The organism is Shinella sp. OV683 (genome assembly GCF_057787725.1).
Genome location: NZ_CM173543.1, coordinates 1,042,093 through 1,060,488 on the forward strand (window position 1 = coordinate 1,042,093; position 18,396 = coordinate 1,060,488).

The 18,396-nt window shown below is 58.7% G+C and carries 17 protein-coding genes; 11 read left to right on the forward strand and 6 right to left on the reverse strand.

The window, feature by feature from the left end:
• Positions 1-207: 207 nt before the first annotated feature.
• Positions 208-594 (reverse strand): c-type cytochrome, encoded by a 387-nt coding sequence (locus ACXHRN_RS05070; RefSeq protein WP_488640251.1) that lies wholly within the window; start codon positions 592-594, stop codon positions 208-210.
• A gap of 200 nt (positions 595-794) precedes the next feature.
• Here ACXHRN_RS05070 and ACXHRN_RS05075 point away from each other — a divergent pair, with 200 nt between their 5' ends.
• The 5 genes from ACXHRN_RS05075 to ACXHRN_RS05095 all read left to right on the forward strand — a co-directional run bounded on the left by ACXHRN_RS05075 (position 795) and on the right by ACXHRN_RS05095 (position 4,959).
• Positions 795-1,745, forward strand: coding sequence for a choline ABC transporter substrate-binding protein (locus ACXHRN_RS05075; protein ID WP_488640252.1), 951 nt, complete (start codon positions 795-797; stop codon positions 1,743-1,745).
• A gap of 70 nt (positions 1,746-1,815) precedes the next feature.
• Complete coding sequence (gene choW, locus ACXHRN_RS05080) at positions 1,816-2,709, forward strand: choline ABC transporter permease subunit (protein ID WP_488640253.1); 894 nt, start codon at positions 1,816-1,818, stop codon at positions 2,707-2,709.
• Positions 2,706-3,743, forward strand: coding sequence for a choline ABC transporter ATP-binding protein (gene choV / locus ACXHRN_RS05085; protein WP_488640254.1), 1,038 nt, complete (start codon positions 2,706-2,708; stop codon positions 3,741-3,743). The genes choW and choV overlap by 4 nt, the downstream gene beginning before the upstream one ends.
• Before the next feature lie 36 nt (positions 3,744-3,779).
• A complete protein-coding gene (locus ACXHRN_RS05090) occupies positions 3,780-4,520 on the forward strand; it encodes a HugZ family pyridoxamine 5'-phosphate oxidase (protein WP_488641833.1) in 741 nt (246 codons plus the stop codon).
• A 121-nt stretch (positions 4,521-4,641) separates the two neighbouring features.
• A complete protein-coding gene (locus ACXHRN_RS05095) occupies positions 4,642-4,959 on the forward strand; it encodes an ArsR/SmtB family transcription factor (protein WP_488640255.1) in 318 nt (105 codons plus the stop codon).
• A gap of 69 nt (positions 4,960-5,028) precedes the next feature.
• On the opposite strand, the gene ACXHRN_RS05100 is transcribed toward ACXHRN_RS05095, so the two are convergent.
• Together ACXHRN_RS05100 and ACXHRN_RS05105 are read right to left on the reverse strand one after the other, a co-directional pair.
• Positions 5,029-5,760, reverse strand: a complete 732-nt coding sequence (locus ACXHRN_RS05100; protein ID WP_488640256.1) for a helix-turn-helix transcriptional regulator — start codon at positions 5,758-5,760, stop codon at positions 5,029-5,031.
• Positions 5,761-6,117: 357 nt separating this feature from the next.
• Positions 6,118-6,579, reverse strand: a complete 462-nt coding sequence (locus ACXHRN_RS05105; protein WP_488640257.1) for an Lrp/AsnC ligand binding domain-containing protein — start codon at positions 6,577-6,579, stop codon at positions 6,118-6,120.
• Positions 6,580-6,703: 124 nt separating this feature from the next.
• Here ACXHRN_RS05105 and putA point away from each other — a divergent pair, with 124 nt between their 5' ends.
• Positions 6,704-9,808, forward strand: coding sequence for a bifunctional proline dehydrogenase/L-glutamate gamma-semialdehyde dehydrogenase PutA (gene putA, locus ACXHRN_RS05110; RefSeq protein ID WP_488640258.1), 3,105 nt, complete (start codon positions 6,704-6,706; stop codon positions 9,806-9,808).
• A 242-nt stretch (positions 9,809-10,050) separates the two neighbouring features.
• Here putA and ACXHRN_RS05115 read toward each other — a convergent pair whose 3' ends face one another.
• On the reverse strand, positions 10,051-10,587 hold the full coding sequence (locus ACXHRN_RS05115; RefSeq protein ID WP_488640259.1) for a TIGR00645 family protein: 537 nt from the start codon (positions 10,585-10,587) through the stop codon (positions 10,051-10,053).
• Positions 10,588-10,807: 220 nt separating this feature from the next.
• Between ACXHRN_RS05115 and ACXHRN_RS05120 the strand changes: the two genes are divergently transcribed.
• From ACXHRN_RS05120 to ACXHRN_RS05135, 4 genes are all read left to right on the forward strand, one after another.
• Positions 10,808-11,779 (forward strand): COG3904 family protein, encoded by a 972-nt coding sequence (locus ACXHRN_RS05120; RefSeq protein ID WP_488640260.1) that lies wholly within the window; start codon positions 10,808-10,810, stop codon positions 11,777-11,779.
• 82 nt (positions 11,780-11,861) lie between these two features.
• A complete protein-coding gene (locus ACXHRN_RS05125; RefSeq protein ID WP_488640261.1) occupies positions 11,862-12,791 on the forward strand; it encodes a bestrophin family protein in 930 nt (309 codons plus the stop codon).
• Between the two features lie 170 nt (positions 12,792-12,961).
• The gene (locus ACXHRN_RS05130; protein ID WP_488640262.1) at positions 12,962-14,641 is read left to right on the forward strand and encodes a formate--tetrahydrofolate ligase; all 1,680 of its coding nucleotides are present in this window, start codon (positions 12,962-12,964) and stop codon (positions 14,639-14,641) included.
• Positions 14,642-14,785: 144 nt separating this feature from the next.
• Entirely contained in the window at positions 14,786-15,667 is an 882-nt protein-coding gene (locus ACXHRN_RS05135; protein WP_488640263.1) for an alpha/beta fold hydrolase, read from the forward strand.
• 17 nt (positions 15,668-15,684) lie between these two features.
• Here the strand turns inward: ACXHRN_RS05135 and ACXHRN_RS05140 are convergent, their stop codons facing one another.
• Positions 15,685-16,434 (reverse strand): extensin-like domain-containing protein, encoded by a 750-nt coding sequence (locus ACXHRN_RS05140; protein WP_488640264.1) that lies wholly within the window; start codon positions 16,432-16,434, stop codon positions 15,685-15,687.
• 401 nt (positions 16,435-16,835) lie between these two features.
• Here ACXHRN_RS05140 and ACXHRN_RS05145 point away from each other — a divergent pair, with 401 nt between their 5' ends.
• The gene (locus tag ACXHRN_RS05145) at positions 16,836-17,594 is read left to right on the forward strand and encodes a hypothetical protein (RefSeq protein ID WP_488640265.1); all 759 of its coding nucleotides are present in this window, start codon (positions 16,836-16,838) and stop codon (positions 17,592-17,594) included.
• A gap of 51 nt (positions 17,595-17,645) precedes the next feature.
• Here ACXHRN_RS05145 and ACXHRN_RS05150 read toward each other — a convergent pair whose 3' ends face one another.
• Positions 17,646-18,290: a cysteine hydrolase family protein gene (locus ACXHRN_RS05150; RefSeq protein ID WP_488640266.1), complete on the reverse strand. Its 645-nt coding sequence runs from the start codon at positions 18,288-18,290 to the stop codon at positions 17,646-17,648.
• Positions 18,291-18,396 lie beyond the last annotated feature (106 nt).

Genomic DNA, 18,396 nt, shown 5'->3' on the forward strand with positions numbered 1-18,396 from the left:
CCCTGGATTCTGCTGGTAGCAGAAGTTGAAACTGGTTCGTTCGGCGCGACAATATCGCTTTTTGGTTTTTTTGAAACCCGGCCACGGCTGTCTCGGCCAAACTTGTTAAAGAATTGGTGCTGCTAACCTGACGCGCAAGGGCTCGACAATATTCGCTAGCGAAAAAATCGACATTGCGGCCGATATAATCGTCTTCCATGCATCATTCTATTCAGCGACCTTGGGGTTCTTCAGGTAAGCAATGATGTCGGCGATGTCCTCTGGTTTTTTCAATCCGGGGAAGAACATCTTGGTGCCGGGAACGATGTCTCGCGGTGCGGCGAGGTAGATTGTCAACGCCGCTTCATCCCATTTCGGTGCTTCGAGGGCATGCTCGCGCATCGCGTCGGAATAGGGAAAGTTCGCGACCGATGCGACAGGCCGTCCCACCAGGCCAAACAGGGTTGGCCCCATGCGGTTCTGCCCTTCGCCGAGGCTGTGGCAGGACTGGCACTTTCTGAACACAACGTAGCCTTTGACGGGATCGCCGCCTGCATGGGCGTTTCCCGCACCGAAAAGCGCCAGGGCAAATGCAACAAGACAGATCCTTTTCATGCCTGTTCCCTCGTTTGTGAAATGATCATTTCAGACCTTGGCGAATTGCTTTTTGGTGCTGGAGTATTTGCCATCTTCACGCAAAAAAGCAATTGCGACCGTTAAGGGTCGCATATCAACATGTCGACGACGCCAATCCGCTTGAATTTCCCTCGCTTTGGTGGTTGGCTAACGGCAACCAAAAAGAGGGAGAACTAAAAATGAAGTTTAGAATTTCGACGGCAGCCTTGGCACTCTCTGCATCCATGCTCGTGATGGCTGGTGCAGCGAAAGCTGCGGAACCCGACAGTTGCGGTACCGTTCATTTCGCCGATGTGGGCTGGTCCGACATCGCCGCAACCACGGGTACGGCTTCCGTCATTCTCAAGGCTCTGGGCTATGAGACCGACGTCAAGGTGCTTTCGGTGCCGGTGACCTACCAGTCGCTCAAGAACAAGGACATCGACGTTTTCCTCGGCAACTGGATGCCGACCATGGAAGCCGACCTGAAGCCTTTCCGTGAAGAGGGTTCGGTCGAAGTCGTCCGCGAAAATCTCGAAGGTGCGAAGTACACGCTCGCCACCAATGAAGCCGGCGCCAAGCTCGGCATCAAGGATTTTGCCGATATCGCCAAGAACAAGGACGCGCTCGAAGGCAAGATCTACGGCATCGAGCCGGGCAATGACGGCAACCGCCTGATCCTCGGCATGATCGATGGCGACAAATTCGGCCTTAAGGGTATCGAGCTGGTCGAGTCTTCCGAGCAGGGCATGCTGGCACAGGTCGCCAAGCTGAATGGCGACGACAAACCGATCGTCTTCCTCGGCTGGGAACCACATCCGATGAACGCCAACTTCAAGCTGACCTATCTTTCCGGCGGCGATGACGTGTTTGGACCGAATTTCGGCGGCGCGACCATCTACACCAACGTGCGCAAGGGCTATACGAGCGAATGCTCGAATGTCGGCTCCCTGCTGAAGAACCTCAAGTTCTCGCTGCCGATGGAGAACGAGGTGATGAAGAAGATCATCGACGATGGTGCAGAGCCTGAAGCTGCGGCCACCGATTGGCTGAAGGCCAACCCGGCAGCGTTCGAGCCTTGGCTCAAGGGTGTCACCACCCGCGATGGCGGCGACGCCACAGCGGCGCTGAAGAGCACGCTGGGCCTCTAAGAGAGCATATAGCGGGAGCGGCAAAGACCGCTCCCTTCTTTTTATCGTTACTTTGGGATCGGGGATGCCCATGCACGACTATTTGCCGTGGCTATTGGATGACGACAACAAGATAAAGGTCGGGCTGGGGGCCAAGGCAATTGTCGAGTGGCTGACCAGCAATGGAAAGGCATTCTTCAACTTCGTATCGACGGTGCTGCAGTTCTGCATCGATGCCATTCTGTTCGTCCTGCAGGCGCCCTATCTCAAGAACACGCCTTATTCCGATGTTTATGCGCTCGGCATGATCGCCGCTATTACGGCGTTCGCCTGGTACATGCGCCGATCGGTCGGCATCACCATATTCACCCTTCTCGGCCTGCTGCTGATCTACAATCAGGGCTACTGGTCGGAAACCATGGCGACACTGGCACTGGTGCTGGCGGCCACCGGCGTGTCGATGCTGGTCGGCGTTCCCGTCGGGATCGCGGCGGCGCGTCGTCCCTGGCTTTATTCTACACTCAGGCCGATCCTCGATCTGATGCAGACGATCCCGACCTTCGTCTACCTGATCCCGGCGCTGATCCTGTTCGGTCTCGGCATGGTGCCGGGATTGATCGCAACCGTGATCTTCGCCATTCCCGCGCCGATCCGCCTAACCCGGCTCGGCATCATCTCCACGCCGCCCTCGCTGGTGGAGGCGGCCGAATCTTTCGGCGCGACACCCAAGCAGGTGCTGCGCAAGGTCGAATTGCCGTTCGCGCAGCCGCAGATCATGGCAGGCCTGACGCAGACGATCATGCTGTCGCTATCGATGGTGGTCATCGCGGCCCTCGTCGGCGCTCCGGGTCTCGGCGTGCCGGTGGTGCGCGCACTCAACACAGTCAACATCGCCAAGGGCTTCGACTCGGGCCTCTGTATCGTCATCCTGGCGATCATTCTCGATCGTATCTTCCGCTCGTCCGATGAAGGAGACGCAGCATGACGGCCGTTTCGTTCAACAATGTCTCGATCATCTTCGGCTCCAATCCGCAGCGCGCGCTGCAAATGGCCGATGCGGGCAAGACGCGCGACGAGATCAGTGCCGAAACCGGCCTTGTGCTCGGCGTCGCCAATGCCTCGCTCGACATCCAGGAAGGCGAGATCCTCGTGCTGATGGGGCTTTCGGGTTCTGGCAAGTCGACGCTGCTGCGTGCGGTCAATGCGCTGGCGCCAGTCGTTCGTGGCGAGGTGCAGGTGTTTTCCGGCGGCAAAACTACCAATCCCTACAAATGCGATCCGCAAAAATTACGCGATCTTCGCATGCACAATGTCTCGATGGTGTTCCAGCAGTTCGCGCTGCTGCCATGGCGGACGGTGGCTGAGAATGTTGGCTTCGGGCTCGAGCTCGCCGGTGTGCCGGAAGCGGAGCGCCACAAAAAGGTCGAGGAGCAATTGGAGCTCGTCAACCTCTCCAAGTGGTCGAGCCGCAAGGTGCAGGAGCTTTCGGGCGGCATGCAGCAGCGCGTCGGTCTTGCCCGGGCGTTTGCCACGGGCGCACCGATCCTGCTGATGGACGAGCCGTTCTCGGCGCTCGATCCGCTGATCCGCACCCGACTGCAGGACGAATTGCTCGAATTCCAGCGGCGGCTCAAGAAGACCATCCTGTTCGTCTCTCACGATCTCGATGAAGCGTTCAGGATCGGCAATCGCATCGCCATCATGGAAGGTGGTCGGATCGTCCAATGTGGCACGCCTCAGGACATCGTGCGCAATCCGATCGACAAATATGTTGCCGATTTCGTCCAGAACATGAACCCGATCAATATGCTGACAGCGGCCGACGTGATGCGTCCCGGCAACGATGGCAATGCCACCGTTTCGGGCACCGCAAAGCCGGATGCCCGGCTCGTTGACGTGCTCGATGCAATGACCCGCCAGCCGGGCGTGGTTGGTGTGGTGGAAAACGGCACGGTCATCGGCGTGATCTCCGCCCAGGACGTGGTCAACGGCTTGACGCGGCATAGAAACGTCGGTTGACCACAGCCGCTGAGTGCCATTGAGGGGAGGGTTATGATCGTAGACAAACCCTCTCCCATCCGGCCGACAGACCAGGATGCCAGGCGGCTGGCCAGGACCTTGGTGCGCGGCGCACGCTTTGGTGCCATCGCGGTGCTGGAACCGGAAAGCGCCCATCCCTTCGCCAGTCGGGTCCTGCTCGGGACGGATGTCGATGGTGTGCCTGTGATGATCGGGTCTGATCTGTCGACCCATACCAAGGCGCTTCTGAAGGATCCGCGCTGCTCCATCCTGGTGGGCGAGCCCGGCAAGGGCGATCCGCTGGCATGGCCGCGGCTGACCATTCTCGCCACCGCTGAGCGTGTCGCCGCCGGCAGCGAATCACATGCCCGTATTCGGAGACGATTCCTTCAAAGACACGCAAAGGCGAAGCTTTACGTTGATTTTCCAGACTTTTCCTTCTTCAAGTTGAATCCAAGTTCAGCGAGCTTGAACGGTGGCTTCGGAAAAGCATACATTCTTGAGGAAAATGACCTCGTCATCAACTCGCTCCTCAGCGGTGTCATAGCAACCGATGAGTTGCAGATCATAAGTCGGATCGAGGGGCTGGGCGAGGGGGTGCCAGATTTACTAGCGAAGAGATTTTTCAAAGAAAAATCATACAATTGGCGGATTTGTGGCTTGGATGGGGCGGGCCTCGAACTCTGCCGAAGAGAGATTCTGAGGCGGCTGGAACTGGACGAAATGCCGTCAGATCTGAACGCGCTGATTGGCATATATTCTAAAATGCTAAAATGACTACACTAGAATTAGTAATGTACAGACATGACGGATGCTTGCTAATATTTTAACGTTCAATTTGAGTGTGGCGAAGAATTGATCGCGGGGTGAGCAAAATGCTCAGGGGAAAAATAAAAACATGAAGATGAAGAAATTATCGGAGCATTCGGACTCGGCCGCTGCGCTACTGTCGGCCATCGCCAATCCGAAGCGACTTTTGATCCTTTGCAATCTGGTCAACGGCGAAATTCCTGTCGGCGTTCTGGCAAATCAGGTGGGGCTCAGCCAGTCGGCTCTGTCCCAGCATCTTTCCAAACTCAGGGCGCAGAACCTGGTTCGTACGCGCCGTGATGCGCAGACGATCTACTATTCGAGCAATTCACCTCAGGTCTTGACGCTGCTTTCGGCGCTTGAAACCATCTACGACGATGCGTTTCTGAGCAAATCCGCAGCCTGATTTCGTCTGGACAGCCTATTCGCGCCGCATGCCCACCCAGGCGTGCGGCGTTTTTATTGCGTCGATTTTTTAGCCGATGATCCGCATCCGCAGCGCCTTCGCTACGAGTTGCGTGCGGTTGACGCAGTCGAGCTTCTTCAAGGCGTTGTTCATGTAGGCATTGATGGTGTGGTCGGACAGCGACAGGATCATGCCGATCTCGGCGGACGTCTTGCCGGTGGCGCTCCAGCGCACGACATCGAGTTCGCGCTCGGTCAGGCGCGGATTGTTGCCGAGCGGATGACGCGCCCGGTCGTAGGAATCGAAAAAGTGCATCGACAGCATGAAAAGGTCGTTGGTCTCGTCTTGCAACGTTGCCGGCCGGTCGCCATCGAACCTTATCAGGTGCCGGGTACCGTCGATCGACGCCAGCGGCACCAGCATTCCGCCTGTGAGGTTGTACTCGCGGAGGTGTGCCACAAGGGGCGGCTCAGCCTCGTTCATCAGCGTTTGCTGCCGAGAGATCTGCTGAATTGACCAGGGCAGCGGCAGGAGGGAGCGCCGGACGGCATCGTATAGCGGGCAATTTTGTGGAGGGCAGAGCAAGTCGCAGACCTTGAAGAACTCCATGCCCAGATTGGTTTGCAGCACCAGGCTGGCTGTCGCTTTGTCCGTCTTGGCCGGCATGATCATCAGGGTTGCCGACTGGAACCCGAAAACGGCGGCAATTTCGAAAAGCGTGGTTGCCAGAGTGGTTTGGGAATCCGCGTCTGCGATTGCGGCATAAAGAGTCTGGCTGCTTGGTGAAAGAGTCATGCGCATCGGCGGCATCCACGCCTTGCAGGCCGGGCAGCGGATTCAAACAGCGCAGCCGCGCGGCCGCAGGCGCGCGCGATCACCTGGAGAACTTTCACAAGCAGAGGCATCATCAAACCAGTGTTCCGCAAATTCCATGATGCCGAAATCAATGCACCAGGGTGGGTTTAGTCAATTCAATATTCGTAACATGAGCATCAGCCCGCGCCGAAACGGCGAAGGTACCTGTGAATCCCGGCAGTGCCGGGGTCTATAAAATTGTAGTCAGGCTAAATATTTCTAACCGGGCTGAAATTATTTGCAATCGATTTTTGTCGTCTGAAGAACTCAACTTATGCTTAACTGGGGACGCGGTTAACGCGCTCAGATCGGCAGCATCGACGCTGACTTGATCTCCTCCATCACCGCGTAGGTATGCGTCTCGCGGACGCCGGGCAGCGGCAGGATCACCTCGCTCAGGAATTGCCTATAGGCCTCCATGCCCGCAACGCGGGCCTTCACGAGATAGTCAAATCCGCCTGCTACCATGTGGCACTCCATGACGGCCGCACTCTTGCGCACCGCGGCCGCAAAGGTCTCGAAAACATCCGGCGTGGTACGGTCGAGCTTGACCTCGACGAAGACAAGCAGATTGAGGCCGAGCTTCTCCGGTGATACGAGTGCCATGTAGCCGGTAATATAGCTTTCGCGGGTCAGCCTTTTGACCCGTTCGGCCGTCGCCGTGGGGGAAAGCGCGATGCGTTCGGCGAGCTCGGCGTTGCTCAAGCGACCGTCCTCCTGGAGCAGACGGAGAATTCTGCGGTCCAATTTGTCAAGATCTTTCATGTTTCACCGAAAAAATGACGTGTGGTGGATTTTTCAACGGAAAATTGCCACATAAATAGTGAAAAAGTCAATTCATCCTGTGCTATTGCAGCGTCATCCACTATGCGAAAGGGCAATAAACATTATGGGAACCCAGACTGTCCGGTTTTCCGCTCCTTGGGGCGGCGATGATGCGAAGCTGATGCGGGAATTTGCTTCCGAGCTGCAGTTCACGGCATCGGAAAGCCAATCCATCGACGTGCGCGCTGGACGGCTGATCAACGCTATCCGCGAACAGTCTGGCGCCGCTGGCGGCGTCGAGGATTTCCTGCGTGAATATGGCCTTTCCACCCGCGAAGGGCTGGCCCTGATGGTGCTTGCGGAAGCGCTGTTGCGCGTGCCGGATTCGCTGACCCAGGACAAGCTGATCGAGGACAAGCTGCGCGAAGGCCGCTGGAGCGAACATGAGGGCCAGTCGGATTCCTGGTTCGTGTCGGCTTCGGCCTGGGCGCTGGCGCTTTCCTCCAAGGTCATTCGACCGGGTGAGACCCCGGAAGGCATCATCAGTTCGCTGGTCAAGCGGGTCGGCCTGCCGACAGTGCGCAGTGCGACCAAGCAGGCGATGCGTTTCCTCGGCTCGCATTTCGTGCTGGGGGAGAGCATTCCCGATGCGCTGGCACGCGCCGCAAAGAGCGAAGAGAAGGGCTATCGCCATTCCTTCGACATGCTGGGCGAGGGCGCCCGCACCGCAGAAGATGCCAAGCGCTATTTCAAGTCCTATGCGGATGCGATCGAGGCGATCGGCACGTGGCAGACCAGAAACAAGCCGGCCCATCGTCTACCCGATCGAATGGGCATATCGGTCAAGCTCTCGGCGCTGCATCCGCGCTATCTCGCCACCCACAAGGATCGGGTGATAGCGGAACTGGTGCCGCAGTTGCTCAAGCTTGCCCAGCAGGCCAAGAAGTACCAGCTCAACTTCACCGTCGATGCGGAGGAGGCCGACCGTCTCGAACTGTCGCTCGAGGTTATCGAAGCGGTGTTTGCCGATCCGTCGCTCGACGGCTGGGATGGCTTTGGTCTGGCGATCCAGGCCTACCAGAAGCGCGCCGGCGCGGTCATCGACTTCATCGATGCGCTCTGCGTCAAGTATCAGCGTCGGATGATGGTTCGCCTTGTCAAGGGCGCCTATTGGGACAGCGAAGTCAAGCGCGCCCAGGAGCGAGGCCTCGACGACTATCCGGTCTGGACCCGCAAGGCCGCGACCGACATGGCCTATCTCAAGTTCGCAAAGCAGCTGCTGTCCAAGCGCGAGCGGATTTTCCCGCAATTTGCCACCCACAATGCGCTGACCGTGTCGAGCATTCTCGAACTGGCCGGCGACCGCACCGGCTTCGAGTTCCAGCGCCTGCATGGCATGGGCGAAGCACTCTATGACAATCTGCTCGGTAGCAACGACCGCGTTGCCTGCCGCATCTATGCGCCGGTCGGCGGTTATCGTGACCTGCTCGCCTATCTCGTCCGCCGCCTGCTTGAGAATGGCGCCAACTCCTCGTTCGTGTCGATGGCCGGCGACAAGAATGTGCCGGTCGAAAAGCTGCTGGTACGGCCTGCCGAACAGCTCGGCCTCAAGGAAGGTAAGTCGGCGCGGCACAGCCAGATCCCGATGCCGAACGAAATCTACGGTACGCGCAAGAACAGCGCCGGCGTCGAATTCGGCTACAGCGAGAGCTTTGACGGCCTGATCAAGTCGATGCAGAAGGGCCTGTCCGGTCTGAAGGCGACGCCATTGGTGCCGGGCCTCAAGGTCCACTCGGCGGAAATGCCGGTGAAGTCGCCGGCGCATGCCGATAAATCCGTTGGTTCCGTTAGTGTCGCCACCGCTGCCGACGTCGCTCTAGCGGTTCAGGCAGCGAAGAAGGGCTTCAAGACCTGGCAGAAGCGGCCGGTGGTCGAGCGCGCCGCAGCACTCGATCGCATGGCCGACAGCCTGGAAGCCAATCTTGGTGGTCTCATCGATCTCTTGGCACGGGAAGCGGGCAAGTCGCTTGATGACGGCGTGGCGGAGGTCCGTGAAGCCGTCGACTTCTGCCGCTATTATGCGTTCGAAGCACGCAAGCTGTTCGGTGCCGCCGAAGGCATGCCGGGACCGGCAGGTGAGGACAACAGCCTGGCCTGGCGCGGTCGCGGTGTTTTTGCCTGCATTTCGCCGTGGAATTTCCCGCTGGCGATCTTCCTCGGCCAAATCTCGGCCGCTTTGGTTGCCGGCAATTCGGTGATCGCCAAGCCGGCGCCGCAGACGCCGCTGATTGCCTTCGAGGCCGTAAAGCTCTTCCATGCCGCCGGCATCCCGACCGACGTGCTCATCTACCTTCCTGGCGGACCTGAGGTGGGTGCTGCATTGGTGAGCGACCCCGCAATCGCCGGGGTCGCCTTCACGGGTTCGACGCGCACGGCGCGCGCCATCAACAAGACTTTGGCGGACAAAGACGGGCCGATCGTGCCGTTCATCGCCGAGACGGGTGGCCTCAATGCGATGATCGTCGATGCCACGGCGCTGCCGGAACAGGTCGCCGACGACGTCGTCATGTCGGCCTTCCGTTCGGCCGGCCAACGCTGCTCGGCGCTCCGGCTGCTGTTCGTGCAGGAGGATGTCGCCGACCGAATGCTGGAAATGATCGCCGGTGCTGCCGACGAGCTGAAGCTCGGCGATCCCACCCGCCCGGATACCGATGTCGGCCCGATCATTGACGCCAACCAGCAGACGATGCTCAAGGACCACATCGCTGATATGAGCAAGAGCCAGAAGATCCTCTATGCCGGCAAGGCGCCGGCCGAGGGTACGTTCTTTGCCCCGCATATCGTTGAACTCAAGTCGGCGGCCGATCTCAACAAGGAAGTCTTTGGCCCTGTGCTGCATGTCGTGCGCTGGAAGGGCAAGGATCTCGACAAGGTCATCGACGCGGTGCAGGCCTCAGGCTACGGCCTGACGCTCGGCATCCATTCGCGGATCACCGACACGATCTCGACCATCACCAATGCGCTCGATGTCGGCAACATCTACGTCAATCGCAACATGATCGGCGCAGTCGTCGGCACGCAGCCCTTCGGTGGTTCAGGTCTCTCCGGCACGGGGTTCAAGGCGGGTGGGCCGAACTACCTGCGGCGCTTTGGGCTGGAGCAGGTGATCTCGGTCAATACGGCAGCCGCAGGGGGTAATGCCAGCCTGATCGCCATCGGGGAAGGGTGAGGCCCTTTGGGCGCGTGGCCCCCTCATCCGGCCCTGCGGGCCACCTTCTCCCCGATGGGGAGAAGAGGGAGGGGTGTGGCGTCGCCTCCAGAGACTGGGCAGTTCGGCATATGCAGCGGCAGATTTCAGCGAGTCGCTTCGGCAAATTACTTCTTCTCCCCATCGGGGAGAAGGTGGCCGAAGGCCGGATGAGGGGCATCTCAGCGAGAAGATGTTCGCCAGATTTGCGCAGACGCTTGCGATCAAAGCCCCTTGTCTGCGTAGGCAGCCTTGTCCTTGCCCTTCAGCGAGGTCATGATCTTCTCCAAGTAGCCGAGCATCAGGGCGGAGATCACGAAGGCGATGTGGATTGCTGTCAGCATGATCAGCTTTGACGTCTCGTACTGGTTGACGTTGAGGAAGACCTGCAACAGGTGGATCGAGGAGATCGCCACGATCGAAGACGCCACCTTGATCTTCAGGCTGCCGGAATCGAGCTTGCCGAGGAATGAGACGTCCGTGCCTTCTTCCTCGTCGAAGCGGCTGACGAAATTCTCGTAGCCGGAAATCATCACCATGACGATAAGGCTTGCCACCAGGGCTGCATCGATCAGCCCGAGCATGGCAAGAATCATGTCGGCTTCGTCATAGGCGAAGGTGTTGATCGCGACCTTCCAGAACTTGTAGCCAAACGAGACCGCATAGACGGCGAGCGCGGCCACCAGCCCGAGATAGAACGCCACGAGAATCCAGCGGCTGGAAAGGATGATGCGTTCAACGAGCAGTTCGAGCGATTTCATACGTGGCCCTGATTTTTCCCAAGAATTCCGTTTCCGTGTCAATAAACGTCCCGGCATTGTGGTGCAATGCCGAATGGCCCGCATTGCTTTTTCATCCCACATGCCAGGAAAAAAATGCGAATGCGGCAGTCTCTGAGACAGCAAGCGCCCTTGCAAGTTTTGCGACAACGACACATTGTAAACGCGGTAGCCTGTTTTGCTGCCTCTTGCGGACCTAGACGTGCCTCGATCCATACACACACTCGTTCGATTTCTGGTTGTTGCCCTTGTTGCCCTCGCCGTCACCTCGACAGCGGTGCTTCCAACTGCATCAGCAGCGTCCCGCAACCAGATGACGGCAAAACCCGCCAACCCCTTCGACCTTCCGATGCAGTTCGTTATCGTCCGCAGTGCTGCGGGCTATTGCGAGCCCAACTGTCCCGAATGGATCTATGGCGAAGGCCAGATCGATGCGACGACGCCGAAACTTTTTCGCGCCATCTTGAAGAAAGCCGGTGACCGCAAGCTGCCGCTGGTACTGCTGTCGCCGGGCGGAAACGTCATCTCGGCGGTCGAGATCGGTCGCATCATTCGCAAGAGCGGCATGTTCGTGGAAATCGGCTATACGCGCTTCGGCGCCTGCCGGCCGCGTGATGATGGCTGCAAGAGCGACGGGCTACAGGACGGCGAGTTCAAGGGCGTCGTCATGTCGAACGGTGCCTTCTGCTGGTCGGCTTGCCCGCTGATCCTGGCCGGTGGCAAACGCAGGCTTTCAAGTGCGGTGGCGCTGACGGGCGTGCATCAGGTGACCACTGTCTATCAGCGCGAACGCATCTATTATCGTGAGAAATACAGGATCGTCGACGGCGAACGTAAGGTCGTCAGCCGCAAGGAGGTCAGGCGTAAGAAGGCTGGCACGAAGATAACGACAAGACTGCCGAAGGCCACCCGGGCCTTATTAATGAGCTATTTCAAGGAGATGGGCATCAACAGGACGTTGCTGGATGCGATGCTGTCGACGCCGCCCGACAAGATCCGCAGGCTTGAGCCTGAGGAGATGCTGAAGATGAACCTGATCACGGAGATCGCGGCCTCCGATCTCCTGACCAATCCCATGCTGTGCATCCATGATGACGCGCCGGGCTACTGCATTACTCGCGCGCCGAAACCATCGTCCCAAGCCTCGCCGCAAATGCCGCCCATGCAGAATTGAGCCGCAGCGGGTCGCAATCGGCCTATCGCGCGACCTCGGTGGTGGGTAGCTTCGTTCGCCAGAGCAGACAAAGAGTTTTCCGATGATCATCCGACCGCGCCCCAGTTTCCTGGGGTTGTTCTTCATTCTCCGGGGCTCGATCGTTCCCGATATCGTCGGCCAGATCCTGTGCACGGCAGCGTTTGCGGGCCTCATCGTGCTTGCTCATCACCTCTGGCCATCGGCTATACCGGTGTTCAATGGGGCGCCGTTTGCGCTGGTCGGCATTGCGCTGTCCATCTTCCTCGGCTTCCGCAACAATGCCTGCTACGACCGCTGGTGGGAGGCGCGCAAGCAGTGGGGCGAGCACATCTTCCTCGCCCGCAATTTTGCCCGGCAGACGCTGGCGCTCGAAGGCACGCCGGGACCCGAAGGTGCTGAAAGCCGCCGGCGGCTGATCCGGCTGGTGATCGCGTTCACCTGGACGCTCGCCAAGCATTTGCGCCCGAGCGCCGTCGGTCGTTCCGGACCGATGGAATGGTTGGAGGGGGCGGATGCCGAGTTCGTTGCCCAAAGCCACAACAAGCCGGACGCGATCCTGCGGCTGGTCGGTTCCGAGCTTGCGCGGTTGCGCGCGACGGGCGTCATCAGCGATATCCTGTTCCAGACGCTGGATGCGACCGTGGGCCGAATGGGGCTGGTGCAGGCGGCCTGCGAGCGGATTTCCAATACACCGGTGCCGTTTGCCTATACGCTGCTCCTGCACCGCACCGCCTATGTCTTTTGTTTCCTGCTGCCCTTCGGCTTTGCCGACTCTCTGGGATGGGCAACGCCGTTTGCAACGGCGCTTGCGGCCTATGCTTTCTTCGGGCTCGACGCGCTCAGCATGCATCTGGAAGAGCCCTTTGCCGACATCCCCAATGGTCTGGCCATCTCGGCCATGGCCGAGACCATAGAAATCAATCTCAGGGAGTCGCTGGGCGAAGCCAATCTGCCGCCTTTACCAAAGCCGCGGGCCTACATTCTGATGTAGCAATTCTGCCGCAAGGCCATCGCGAAGCAACGAATGTCGCAAATTGTCCACATAACGGCAGCTTACGGGTTCGCATTCACGCTTGCTTCGGGCTCTAATTCTTTATATCTCAGGAAAGAAAATTTCCTGTCTTGAAACTAGACAAATGACAACCGGGAGGCATTCAAGTCATGTCAGAGGTCAAATCCGACATCGAGATCGCGCGCGCCGCGAAAAAGAAAAACATCATGGAAATCGGCGCCAAGCTGAACATTCCATCTGACCACCTGCTGCCCTATGGCCACGACAAGGCCAAGATCTCGGCTGAGTTCATCGCCGAACAGCGTGGCAAGAAGAACGGCAAGCTGATCCTGGTGACCGCGATCAACCCGACGCCGGCTGGCGAAGGCAAGACCACGACGACGGTCGGCCTCGGCGATGGCCTCAACCGCATCGGCAAGAAGGCAATCGTCTGCATCCGCGAAGCCTCGCTCGGCCCGTGCTTCGGCGTCAAGGGCGGTGCTGCCGGCGGCGGATATTCCCAGGTCGTGCCGATGGAAGACATGAACCTGCACTTCACCGGCGACTTCCATGCCATCACCTCGGCCCACAATCTGCTGTCGGCGCTGATCGACAACCACATCTATTGGGGCAACGAGCAGGGTCTCGACATCCGCCGCATCGCGTGGCGCCGCGTCATGGACATGAACGACCGCGCGCTGCGCGAGATCGTCGGCTCGCTCGGCGGTGTTGCCAACGGCTACCCCAGAGAAACCGGCTTCGACATCACTGTTGCCTCGGAAGTCATGGCGATCCTCTGCCTGTCGAACGATCTGAAGGATCTCGAAAAGCGCCTCGGCAACATCATCATCGGTTATCGCCGCGACAAGACTCCGGTGTTTGCCCGCGACATCAAGGCCGATGGCGCCATGACCGTGCTGCTCAAGGATGCGATGCAGCCGAACCTGGTGCAGACGCTCGAAAACAATCCGGCCTTCGTGCATGGCGGCCCGTTCGCCAACATCGCCCATGGTTGCAATTCTGTCGTCGCCACCACGACGGCCTTGAAGCTCGCCGACTACGTCGTCACCGAAGCCGGCTTCGGCGCCGACCTGGGTGCCGAAAAGTTCTTCGACATCAAGTGCCGCAAGGCCGGCCTCAAGCCTGATGCAGCCGTGATCGTCGCGACCGCGCGCGCCATGAAGATGAATGGCGGCGTCAAGAAGGAAGACCTCGGCAAGGAAAATATCGACGCCGTCAAGAAGGGCTGCGCCAATCTCGGCCGTCATATCCAGAACGTCAAGAAGTTCGGCGTTCCGGTGGTCGTCGGCATCAACCACTTCATCTCCGACACCGAAGGCGAAATCCAGGCGATCAAGGACTATGTCGCGACGCTCGGTGCCGAAGCCGTGCTCTGCAAGCATTGGGCCCAGGGCTCGGCGGGCATCGAGGAGCTCGCCAACAAGGTCGTCGAGCTCGCCGAATCCGGCCACTCGCAGTTCGCTCCGCTCTATCCCGACGACATGCCGCTGTTCCAGAAGATCGAAACGATCGCCAAGGACATCTACCATGCCGGCGAAGTGATTGCCGACAAGTCGGTCCGCGACCAACTGCGTGCCTGGGAAGACCAGGGCTACGGCCACCTGCCGATCTGCATGGCCAAGACGCAGTACTCGTTCTCGACCGACCCCAACCTGCGCGGTGCGCCGGAAGGCCACACGGTTCCGGTCCGCGAAGTGCGGCTTTCTGCCGGCGCTGGCTTTATCGTCGTCATCACCGGGGAGATCATGACCATGCCGGGCCTGCCGAAGTCGCCGTCGTCGGAGCGCATCTTCCTCAACGAGATGGGGCAGATCGAAGGCCTGTTCTGATCTCCTAGAGCCAAGTCGAACGATGCAGACCGGGTGCGTTCAGCGCGCCCGGTTTTTTTGTGTTCAGCGGGCGCTTTGCGAAAGTGATTGCAAAATAAAACCAGTTGTGATGAATTGCCGTGGACAGATTTCTGAGGAAGAAAAATGACCAGTACTGTCGTGCACAGCGGCAATGCCGAGATCGCGGTCGAGACTTTCGGCAAGCCATCCGATCCTCCAATTCTTCTGATCATGGGTGCCATGGCTTCGATGCTGTGGTGGCCGGAGGAATTCTGCGATCAACTCGCCGGGCGAGGACGCTACGTGATCCGCTATGACAATCGCGATACGGGGCTTTCCACGACATGGCCTGTAGGGGAACCGGGCTACAGCTTCGCTGATATGGTTGCCGACGGGCCCGTTATTCTCGATGCGTTGGGCATACGGGCGGTGCATGTCGTTGGTATGTCGATGGGCGGCGTGATCGCCCAATGCATGGCGCTTCGCTATCCCGATCGTGTTCTGACACTGACGGCGATCAGCACATCCCCGCTCGGGATAAAAGACCTGCCGCCGGTGACCGAGGCCTATGCACAGCACTCCGAAAGCGGCGAGGCGGTGGACCGGGGCAACCGTGCTGATGTGATCGATTTCATGATACGCGATGCCCGTGCGCTTGCCAGCACTGCCCACCCGCATGATGCAGGAGTGGCAAAACGGCTGATCGAGCGTGATATCGCCCGGGCGCGGTCCTTTGCCAGCGCCACCAATCACTTCCGGCTATCCGGAGGCGAGGGCGGACCAAAGCCGGAGGCGGCCGACATTCGTATTCCCGTTCTGGTGATCCATGGAACGAGCGATCCGATTTTTCCGATCGAGCACGGTTTGGCGTTTGTGAAAACCGTCCCGAACGCGCGCTGGTTGCCGATCGAAGGTGGAGGCCACGAACTGCACAGCGACGACTGGCCTGTTATGATCGATACTATCGTATCGCATACGCAAGTCGCTCGCGGTGACACGTCTTTGCACGGCGCTGGCAGCGGATGAAATGGTCGCAGTCGCCCCTACCAGCAGAGCCTGTAACCGCTTTTCCGCTCAATGATATCGAGATGCAGGTGCGTCTCGTGGGCAGCATCGCTGCCGGGATCGAGCACGGTTGTGAAGTAGAGGCACGCGGCGGCAGTAATTGCGCGCTGCAGGGCGCCGTCCATGGTCGAATCCTTCATACGGGGCTTGATGGTGAAGGTGGCTCCGCTCTTAAATGTCAGGCCGGCGATGTCGACCGCGTTGCCGTGCGCGTGCTCGGAGATCTTGCCCGTAGTAGCATTGTTGCGCTTGCGGCAGACGTAGGTGGACGCCTGATTGAGGGCAGACAGGGTTTCGTCGGGCTTTGCCTGCTTCAGTGATGGAATGACGACGTTGGCCGCCCACTGAGCCAAGCTTAGTGCGGTCTGGCAGCGCATCTCGCCCCCAGGCTTCAGGGAAACATTTTGACCGAGGGACGTCACCGTGATCGGTCGGTCGATGCCGCAACCGTTGTTCTCCTCAATGGCAGGGCTCTCCTTGAAGGCCACGCCCAATGCCTTCAGCTCTGACAGACATGCAGCGAACTCTACCGGATCTTCCTTCTCGATCGGTGGCGGCACATAGTCGTCTTCGACCGTTTTCTGCTCTTCTTCGGGCTCGGCTTTGTCGTCCTTTGGTTCGGGCTGTTGAGGTTCGGATTTCTCGACCTTGTCCTTGCGCTCGGGCACGGGCGTCGTCTCCGGGCGTGGTTCCGGGATCGGCACGTTTTTGGGCAGGTCGGCGCCCATGAGGAAGGCCGAGGTCGCGAGAAGGATTGCCAGACGAATGAGAATTGCGCCGCTCCATATCAATACGTTGCAATAGGCAACGCCGCTGGTCGCTGGAAAGTTCAGCGGAGATCGGCAGAAAGTTTGGATACGCTCACCTCAACCGGCCTGGAGCTGCGCACGTTTGCCCATCACGGGAGGATATTTGCCTAGGATTGCTAGAGGTGGTATAGCTAATATGAGGGCATTTCCCTTGTGGTAAATATTAATTTTTCCAGACTGCAGTTTAACGCGAGGTATGTTTGTCGTTCGTTGCTTATTTAGACTAAAATTCGATGTATTCTTCGTGTAATACAGTCTTAAATTCGAATTGTAATCTCGCATGCATGACATCAGGTCATTTGATGATTGTGGGGGCGAATATGAGGCGATTTCTTCTTCCTGCTGTTCTCGGCATGATGCTGAGCGCATGCAATTCCCAGACGGTGAAGATCGATGTCGATTTCGCCAAGACCAACTACGGCTTCCTGAATTCCGGCGGCTACCGTCCTGGATCGCTGCTGCTCTGGAATATCAAGGAATCGACGCTGTCCTATAAAGGCCAGGTGGAGTGCTCGCCTCCCGGCGGCGATCCCGGCAGTCCCTCGGACATCGAAACGCAGTATGAATTCTCTCTCGAAGCGAATCTCGATCTTACGCCGGCGCAGATATCGGCGATCGAAAGCGCGGTGAAAACAAGATCGTCGCTGGTCGCCAAGGATTCCCGGCGGTTTCAATGCAAGTCCATTCTAACCAGCTTGTCTAACAGCGTGATTGCCGATCCGACAGTGCTCGAAGATTGGTCTTTCAGGGAGGCGGCCAGGGATCCCAATCTCTATTATCTTGTTGTCACGGACGTCACGATCGGTGACAGCGTGGAGTTGACGGTCGATAACCAGGTGATGGCGAAGGCCGGTTTCCCGCTCAAGATTGGCTCGAGTACATTCAACGTATCGATTGCAGGAAATGGGCTCGGCAAGATTAGCGGCAACGATGTATTGCTGATGTTCAATGTGCGGGCGTTCCGGCCTACTTTCATCGATAATGGAATGGGCGGACAAAACGCGGCATTCGAACCAAAGAGTGGCCTCGATCTGCGCAAACTGAAAACATTGCTGCGACGCGTCGGTGACTCCAGCTGAGACAACGGTCAGGTTGGAATGGCGGCGTTGCAAAGCGCCGCCATTTCCGCGTCAGGCCGCCGCAGCCGACATCCGGCGGGCATTGCGGTTGGAGTTCAGGATGTTGTCGATCGGCAGGCTCTTGCCGTTGCTGATTGCATCTATCCAGGCATCCGTTGTCGCGACGGCCGCAAAACCGGTATGCATCACCACGGTCACGACGCGGTGGATTTCCTCGGCGGAAGCCTCGCCTGCGCTGTTCGAGTAGGGTAGGGCGCCGGTCGCATCCGACAGGAACTCGACGGTGAAACCCATATGCGATGCATAGATGACGGTCGAGAGATCGCAATTGTGCGTCATGTAGCCGATGACAGTCAGCGTGGTGACACCGTTCTTGATCAACCAGTTCTCCAGATCCGTGCCGGCAAAGGCGCTCGCCATCTTCTTCTCGATGTGATGGTCATGCGGCCGATCGCGAACAAGCTCGTACAGTGCTCCGCCGTGGCTTCCCTTGGCGAACGCGGGCGATTTCTCGTCGGCGACATGCTGTACGGTGATAACCTTCACGCCGGCCGCCTGGGCGGCATCCATGGCCTTGGCGACGTTCGGGACGGTCTCCTTGAAAGGCGGAAATTCGATCGGCAGATTGCCGTCGTCATATTCGTTCTGCACGTCGATGACGATCAGGGCGCGGTGGCTGTTGTCATGCTTGGTCATGGCGTTTTCCTTTTTCCATGAGGTTGATGGCCCGATCATAGGCCAGGACGGCTTCGCCGAAAGTGGCCCAATTGACAATATTCGAAAGAAATGGGACATTTTGGCG

Excerpts from the sequence above, each read along its gene's own strand:
- ACXHRN_RS05145 (WP_488640265.1), top strand. The coding sequence starts at position 16,836 with ATGAGGCGATTTCTTCTTCCTGCTGTTCTCGGCATGATGCTGAGCGCA.
- ACXHRN_RS05135 (WP_488640263.1), top strand. The coding sequence starts at position 14,786 with ATGACCAGTACTGTCGTGCACAGCGGCAATGCCGAGATCGCGGTCGAG.
- ACXHRN_RS05130 (WP_488640262.1), top strand. The coding sequence starts at position 12,962 with ATGTCAGAGGTCAAATCCGACATCGAGATCGCGCGCGCCGCGAAAAAG.
- ACXHRN_RS05150 (WP_488640266.1), bottom strand. The coding sequence starts at position 18,290 with ATGACCAAGCATGACAACAGCCACCGCGCCCTGATCGTCATCGACGTG.
- putA (WP_488640258.1), top strand. The coding sequence starts at position 6,704 with ATGGGAACCCAGACTGTCCGGTTTTCCGCTCCTTGGGGCGGCGATGAT.
- ACXHRN_RS05100 (WP_488640256.1), bottom strand. The coding sequence starts at position 5,760 with ATGCGCATGACTCTTTCACCAAGCAGCCAGACTCTTTATGCCGCAATC.
- ACXHRN_RS05095 (WP_488640255.1), top strand. The coding sequence starts at position 4,642 with ATGAAGATGAAGAAATTATCGGAGCATTCGGACTCGGCCGCTGCGCTA.
- ACXHRN_RS05115 (WP_488640259.1), bottom strand. The coding sequence starts at position 10,587 with ATGAAATCGCTCGAACTGCTCGTTGAACGCATCATCCTTTCCAGCCGC.
- choW (WP_488640253.1), top strand. The coding sequence starts at position 1,816 with ATGCACGACTATTTGCCGTGGCTATTGGATGACGACAACAAGATAAAG.
- ACXHRN_RS05075 (WP_488640252.1), top strand. The coding sequence starts at position 795 with ATGAAGTTTAGAATTTCGACGGCAGCCTTGGCACTCTCTGCATCCATG.
- ACXHRN_RS05125 (WP_488640261.1), top strand. The coding sequence starts at position 11,862 with ATGATCATCCGACCGCGCCCCAGTTTCCTGGGGTTGTTCTTCATTCTC.
- ACXHRN_RS05070 (WP_488640251.1), bottom strand. The coding sequence starts at position 594 with ATGAAAAGGATCTGTCTTGTTGCATTTGCCCTGGCGCTTTTCGGTGCG.
- ACXHRN_RS05140 (WP_488640264.1), bottom strand. The coding sequence starts at position 16,434 with ATGGGCGCCGACCTGCCCAAAAACGTGCCGATCCCGGAACCACGCCCG.
- ACXHRN_RS05105 (WP_488640257.1), bottom strand. The coding sequence starts at position 6,579 with ATGAAAGATCTTGACAAATTGGACCGCAGAATTCTCCGTCTGCTCCAG.
- choV (WP_488640254.1), top strand. The coding sequence starts at position 2,706 with ATGACGGCCGTTTCGTTCAACAATGTCTCGATCATCTTCGGCTCCAAT.